The following is a 6,618-nucleotide window of genomic DNA, read 5'->3' as shown; positions in this document are numbered from 1 at the left end:
CGCGTCGGCGGCGTGCCCGGCACCGCCGGCGTCGGGTCGTCGGCCGATGGCGTGGTCAGGACCGGCGGATCCGGCGGCGGCTCCTCGCCGGGCCGCGCGGCGACCGGTGCTCCGTCGGTCTTCGAGTCGCTGACTGCCGGTTCGATGGTCGCCGGCACCGTCGCCGGGGTCGTGGCACGTCGCGCGTCGCTCGGAACCGGCGCCCCGCCGGTGACCTCCGCGCTCGCCTCGGTCGCCGCCGGCATCGTCGACGACGCGCTCACGCCGACCGGGGCGGGCGACGACGCAGGCGCGGTGGCCGCCTCGGTGACCGAGCAGGCGCCGACGGTCAGTGCAGCGAGGGTGGTGATGGCAGCGGTGCGGGTGATCCTCATGCCCGTCCTGATGACGTATCGGCCGGAATCTCGCAGAAATCCGCGGGAAACTCCGCTCAGACCTCCGATTGCGCCGGCGACGTCACCGTGCAGCCACGAGGCTCGGCTGGAGCGTTCTCCGTGGCGGTGGCCCTAGCCTGTCCGCACTATGCCCGCAACCGACCTCGATCAGATCGTCAACCTGTGCAAGCGACGCGGGTTCGTGTACCAGTCCGCCGAGATCTACGGCGGCTTCCGGTCCACGTACGACTACGGGCCGCTCGGGTCGCTGCTGCTCCGCAACGTCAAGGAGGCCTGGCTGCGGGCGATCGTGCAGCAGCGCGACGACGTCTTGCTGATCGATGCCGCCGTGCTCGGGCCGCCCCAGGTGTGGGAGGCGTCCGGCCACCTCGCCAATTTCACCGATCCGCTCGTCGACTGCACCAACTGCAAGAACCGCTTCCGCGAAGACAAGCTCGACGACCCGACGACGTGCCCGAGCTGCGGTGAGACCGGCACGTTCACCGAGGCCCGGCAGTTCAACCTGATGTTCAAGACCCAGGCGGGCCCGGTGGAGGGCACCGGTGCCGACGCGTTCCTGCGTCCCGAGACGGCGCAGGGCATGTTCACGAACTTCGGGCTCGTCCTGCAGACGTCTCGCAAGAAGCCGCCGTTCGGCATCGCGCAGGTCGGCAAGAGCTTCCGCAACGAGATCACGCCGCAGAACTGGATCTTCCGCACCCGTGAGTTCGAGCAGATGGAGCTCGAGTTCTTCGTGCCGCCGCACGAGAGCGAGCGCTGGTACGCCTACTGGTGCAACGAGCGCCTCGACTGGTACCACCGGCTCGGGATCCCGAGCGACATGCTGCGGATCCGCGCCCACGACGACGACGAGCTCTCGCACTACTCGGCGGGAACGGCCGACGTCGAGTTCCTCTTCCCCTGGGGGTGGGACGAGCTCGAGGGCATCGCCAACCGCACCGACTACGACCTCAGGCAGCACGCCTCGCACTCGGGCGAAAAGCTCGACTACTTCGACCCGCAGACGAACGACCGCTACATCCCGCACGTCATCGAGCCGGCGGCCGGGGCGACCCGGGCGATGGCGGCGTTCCTGCTCGCCGCCTACGACGAGGAGGAGGTCAACGACGACACCCGCACCGTGCTCCGCCTCCACCCGCGCCTCGCGCCGTACCAGGTCGCCGTGCTGCCCCTCTCGAAGAAGGACACGCTCACGCCGCTGGCACACGAGGTCAGGACGATGATCAGCGACCGGTACATGGTCGACTACGACGAGACGCAGGCGATCGGCCGTCGATACCGGCGTCAGGACGAGATCGGCACGCCGCTCTGCGTCACGATCGACTTCGACTCGCTCGACGACCATGCGGTGACGATCCGTGATCGCGACACGATGGACCAGATCCGCGTGCCGATCCCCGAGGTGCTGCCGGCGATCACCGAGCGGCTCGGGTTCTGACCGACGGCGATGGCGACGTACCTCGATCGGATCCTCGAGCGGCACCGCGTGGTAGCCGCCGGCGACGACAGGCCGATCGCGCCCCTGGTCGAACAGGCGCAGTCGATGCCGCCAGCGCGCGGCTTCACCGCTGCGCTGCGAGCCCAGGACGCACTCGCGGTCATCAGCGAGATCAAGCGGCGCTCACCGTCGAAGGGCGACCTCGACGCCGGGCTCGACCCGGCCGCGTTGGCGGCCACGTACGAGCGGGGTGGTGCAGCGTGCCTGTCGGTGCTGACCGACCACGAGTTCTTCGGTGGCTCGCCTGCCGACCTGCGGGCGGCCCGCACCGCGTGTGACCTCCCCGTGCTGCGCAAGGACTTCACCGTGTCGGCACACGACGTCGTCGACGCCCGGCTCATGGGTGCCGACTGCGTGCTGCTGATCGCCGCCGCGCTCGATCCCACCGAGCTCGTCGAGCTCCATGCGCTGGCGGGCGAGGTCGGCCTCGACGTGCTCGTCGAGGTCCACGACGAAGACGAGCTCGACGTCGCGCTGAGGGCGAACGCGGACCTGGTCGGCGTCAACCAGCGCGACCTCGTCACGTTCGAGGTCGATCACGATCGCGCGGTCCGGATGGCCGGTGTGATCCCCGACGGCGTGGTCAAGGTCGCCGAGTCGGGCGTTCGCGACGCTGCGGACGCCAGAGCGCTCCGGCAGGCCGGGTACGACGCCGTGCTCGTCGGCGAGACCCTCGTGACGGCGGCCGATCCGGCCGCGACGATCGCCGAGCTGATCGGCTCGTTCGAGTAGGGCGTCGGGGGTCGGGTTGCCCGCCCCGCCGTCGTGACTGCGCCCTCGCTGGATCTCCCAAATCGGTCGCGGTCTTCGGCCGGCGAGCCGGGTACCGTTCCACCAGCATGTTCGTGAAGATCTGCGGCATCACCAACGAGGACGACGCGCTCTTCGCGGTTGCGATGGGCGCCGACGCGGTCGGCTTCATCTTCGCTCCCTCGCCCCGGCAGGTCGCCCCCCAGCAGGTGTACGACATCACCCGCCGCCTGCCGCCCGAGGTGCTCACCGTCGGCGTGTTCAGCGACGAGATCCCGGCACGGGTGATCGAGATCGCCAACAAGAGCGGCGTCAAGGCCGTGCAGCTGCACGGCCGCGAGACGCCGGCCCAGACCGCCGAGGTCGCGGCGAGCGTGCGATACGTCATCAAGGCGTTCCCGTCGACGTCGCCCGACCTCGCGGTCGCCGACACCTACGGCACCGACATGGTGTTGATCGACGCGCCGCAACCCGGATCGGGCAAGGTGTTCGACTGGACGCTCGCCGCCGAGGTCCCCGACGCACTGCGCCTGATCCTCGCCGGTGGCCTCGACCCCGACAACGTCGCCGACGCGATCGCCGTCGCCGAGCCGTGGGGGGTCGACGTCGCATCGGGCGTGGAGGCCTCTCCAGGACGCAAAGACCCGACCAAGGTGCGAAGATTCATCGCCAACGCCCGTGCCGCGGCTCCCAGCCCGTATCTCGGCGACGACGAGTTGCCGTACGACTGGGCCGACGAGTGACACGCCCCCCGACAACCTGATCGAGACGCCATGACGACGACCGACGATGCCCCGACCCCCCTGACCGCGCCTCCCGACGACACCGGGCGCTTCGGCGACTTCGGAGGACGGTTCGTGCCCGAGACCCTCGTGCCGGCCTGCCTCGAGCTCGAGGCGGCCTTCGAGGACGCGTGGCGCGACCCCGGTTTCCGTGCCGATCTGACGCGCGTCCACGAGCAGTACTCCGGCCGCCCGTCGATCCTGACCGAGTGCCACAACCTCGGCGAGCGTCTGGGCATCAGGCTGATCCTCAAGCGCGAGGACCTCAACCACACCGGTTCGCACAAGATCAACAACGTGATCGGACAGACGCTGCTCGCCAAGCGGATGGGCAAGCAGCGCATCGTCGCCGACACCGGTGCCGGTCAGCACGGCGTGGCCAGCGCGACGGCCGCCGCGCTGATGGGTCTCGAGTGCAAGGTGTACATGGGCGCCGTCGACGTCGAGCGTCAGGCGCTCAACGTCTTCCGGATGAAGCTGCTCGGGGCCGAGGTCGAGAGCGTCGAGAGCGGCAGCCGCACGCTCAAGGACGCGGTCAACGAGGCGATGCGGCACTGGGTCGCCAACGTCGCCGACACCCACTTCTGTCTCGGTTCGGTGGTCGGGCCGCATCCGTACCCGTACATGGTCCGCCAGTTCCAGAGCATCATCGGCGACGAGGCCCGAGCGCAGTGCGCCGAGCTGCTCGGCGGCCCGCCCGACGTCGTCGTCGCCTGCGTGGGCGGCGGCTCCAATGCGATGGGCATCTTCACCGGGTTCGTCGACGAGCCGGGGACCCGGCTGGTCGGCGTCGAGCCGGCCGGAGGAGCCGCCATCGGGCGCGGTTCGCCCGGCGTCGTGCACGGCATGCGTAGCAACCTGCTCCAGGACGAGGTCGGCCAGGTGGAGGAGGCCGTGTCGATCTCGGCCGGCCTCGACTACCCGGGCGTCGGCCCCGAACACTCGCACCTGGCGGCGATCGGGCGGGCGGAGTACCCGAACGTCACCGACGCCGAGGTGATCGACGCCTTCCAGCTGCTGTCCGAGAGCGAGGGCATCATCCCGGCGCTCGAATGCGCGCACGCCATCGCCTGGATCAGCCGCTCGGCGGCCGAGCTCCAGGGTCAGACGGTGCTGATGAACCTGTCGGGACGCGGCGACAAGGATGTCGCCCAGATGATGGACATCCTCGAGGGCGAGCTGTGACCGGTCAGCTCGAGCGCTCCCTGCGGGCCAAGCGCGACGCGGGTCGCAAGCTGCTCGTGCCGTACATCACGGGCGGCTATCCGGGTTGGCAGGCCGCGATCAGGGCCGCCGCGGCGAACGGGGCCGACGCCGTCGAGATCGGCATCCCGTTCTCCGACCCGGTGATGGACGGGCCGGTGATCCAGCAGGCGTCGCAGGCAGCGCTCGACGAGGGTGTCACGCCGGCGTCGATCCTCGACGAGGTGCCACACCTCGACGTCGAGATCCCGCTCGCCGTGATGACGTACTACAACCTCGTGCACCACCCGGGCCCAAAGCGGTTCGCCGAGAACCTCGTCGCGGCCGGCATCTGCGCGGCCATCCTGCCCGACCTCCCGCTCGAGGAGTGCGAGCCGTGGTGCGCGGCGGCCGATGTGGCCGGCGTGGAGACCATCATGCTCGCGGCGCCGACCGCGCCCGACGAGCGGCTTCCCCGGATCATCGAACGCGCTCGCGGCTTCGTGTACTCGGTGGGCCTGCTCGGCGTGACGGGGGAGCGGTCCGCGCTCGCGGCGACCGCCACCGAGCTCGCCGGCCGTCTGAAGCAGATCACCGACACGCCCGTCCTCGTCGGGGTCGGCGTGTCCGACGCCGCGCAGGCCTTCGAGGCGACACGGGTGGCCGACGGGGTGATCCAGGGTGCGTCGGTGGTCCGCCGGTTGATGGAGGACGGGCCGGACTCGGTCGGCGACTACGTGGCCGAGGTGCGCGCCTCGATCGATCGCTGAGCGACGCCACCTCGGTCCGCGGCGCGCCCGGCAGGTCGACGCGGTGCCCGGGCGTCCGCGGACCCGGCACCGGACGCGGCACAGGGGCCCCGAAGGACCCCTGCGTTCCCGCAACCTCTCATGCCACTGAGCCGGGCAAGCCCGGCCTACATTCGGTTCGATGTCCTCGACCTGCGAACTCTGCGAGGCTGCACCGCTCACGACACGGTGGTTGGACGATGATGTCTGCTGGGTCGCGGAATGTGAGTCCTGCGGTGTACCGATGGTCGTGTGGAAGCGGCACGCAGACGACCCGCCCGCTCGGATCAGAGCGGTGATGTTGGATCGTCTGCGGGCGGTTGCCGATCGGCACGGTCCATCGGACTACTGGATCGATACCCACCCTCGAACGATCCACGATCACTGGCATGCGCACGCACGCAGGCGTCCATGAGCACGATGAGCGTTGGAACGTTCACAGACACTGCTGATTTCAGCACGGGCGGACGTAGTGCATGGGAGCCTCCTTCCGACCTGGGACAAGCGGTCAGTGGGGACGTTAGCACTCTTGGTGGTCAAGATCGTCACCAATCGATCAAGTTCTTGATAATCACGCCGTGATCAGGGATTTCCGATGCTTTCGGTGGTTGTGGCACCACAGGCGCGGAGCGTGCACGGATCGATCTCACCCGGTGTGGCCTACAGTGACGCACGTGCGCCCAGAGGAGTTGCTGCCCCACCGTCCGCCGTTCCTGTTCGTCGACGAGATCGTCGACCTCCAGCCGGGCGTCTCGGCGCGCGGCAGGTGGCGGCTGACGGGTGACGAGTGGTTCTTCGCCGGTCACTTCCCGGGCCGCCCCACCCTGCCGGGGGTGCTGATGTGCGAGGCGATCGCACAGGTCGGTGCGCTCGCCGTGCGGAGCGATGATCGGTACGCCGACAAGCTGCCGCTGTTCGGCGGCCTCGACAAGGCGCGCTTCCGGCGTCAGGTCGTGCCCGGCGACGAGCTCGTCCTCGAGTGCGAGATGGCACGGATGTCGGCGCGTGCCGGACGCGGCGTCGGCCGGGCCCTCCTCGGCGGCGACGTCGCCACCGAATGCGAGCTGATGTTCGTCGTGGTCGACGCGTGATCCGGCGCGTGCTCCGCCGGCTCGCCGGACCCGTCGTCGCTCGAATCGACCGGCGCATCGACGACCGCGTCGAACAGCGAGGCACCGAGCCGCCGCCAGCGCCAGCGCGCACGACGTACGTCCCGCCGATCG

The 6,618-nt window shown here is 69.8% G+C and carries 6 protein-coding genes and 1 pseudogene; 6 read left to right on the top strand and 1 reads right to left on the bottom strand.

Going from position 1 to position 6,618, the window contains the following annotated elements; translation table 11 throughout:
- Positions 1 to 374, bottom strand: a pseudogene (locus tag QNJ12_RS22765) (hypothetical protein); the annotation flags it as partial.
- Positions 375 to 522: 148 nt separating this feature from the next.
- On the opposite strand from QNJ12_RS22765, the gene QNJ12_RS22760 reads away from it, so the two are divergent.
- From QNJ12_RS22760 to fabZ, 6 genes are all read left to right on the top strand, one after another.
- Positions 523 to 1,833 (top strand): glycine--tRNA ligase, encoded by a 1,311-nt coding sequence (locus QNJ12_RS22760; RefSeq protein ID WP_300626261.1) that lies wholly within the window; start codon positions 523 to 525, stop codon positions 1,831 to 1,833.
- 9 nt (positions 1,834 to 1,842) lie between these two features.
- Positions 1,843 to 2,625, top strand: coding sequence for an indole-3-glycerol phosphate synthase TrpC (trpC, locus tag QNJ12_RS22755; protein ID WP_300626259.1), 783 nt, complete (start codon positions 1,843 to 1,845; stop codon positions 2,623 to 2,625).
- Positions 2,626 to 2,732: 107 nt separating this feature from the next.
- On the top strand, positions 2,733 to 3,386 hold the full coding sequence (locus QNJ12_RS22750) for a phosphoribosylanthranilate isomerase (protein WP_300626257.1): 654 nt from the start codon (positions 2,733 to 2,735) through the stop codon (positions 3,384 to 3,386).
- A 30-nt stretch (positions 3,387 to 3,416) separates the two neighbouring features.
- Complete coding sequence (gene trpB, locus QNJ12_RS22745) at positions 3,417 to 4,610, top strand: tryptophan synthase subunit beta (RefSeq protein ID WP_300626256.1); 1,194 nt, start codon at positions 3,417 to 3,419, stop codon at positions 4,608 to 4,610.
- The gene (trpA, locus tag QNJ12_RS22740) at positions 4,607 to 5,377 is read left to right on the top strand and encodes a tryptophan synthase subunit alpha (protein ID WP_300626255.1); all 771 of its coding nucleotides are present in this window, start codon (positions 4,607 to 4,609) and stop codon (positions 5,375 to 5,377) included. The genes trpB and trpA overlap by 4 nt, the downstream gene beginning before the upstream one ends.
- A gap of 692 nt (positions 5,378 to 6,069) precedes the next feature.
- Entirely contained in the window at positions 6,070 to 6,486 is a 417-nt protein-coding gene (gene fabZ / locus QNJ12_RS22735) for a 3-hydroxyacyl-ACP dehydratase FabZ (RefSeq protein ID WP_300626253.1), read from the top strand.
- Positions 6,487 to 6,618: the final 132 nt, after the last annotated feature.

This window comes from Ilumatobacter sp. (assembly GCF_030065885.1).
GTDB lineage: Bacteria > Actinomycetota > Acidimicrobiia > Acidimicrobiales > Ilumatobacteraceae > Ilumatobacter.
This window is presented reverse-complemented; position numbering and strand designations above follow the sequence as displayed.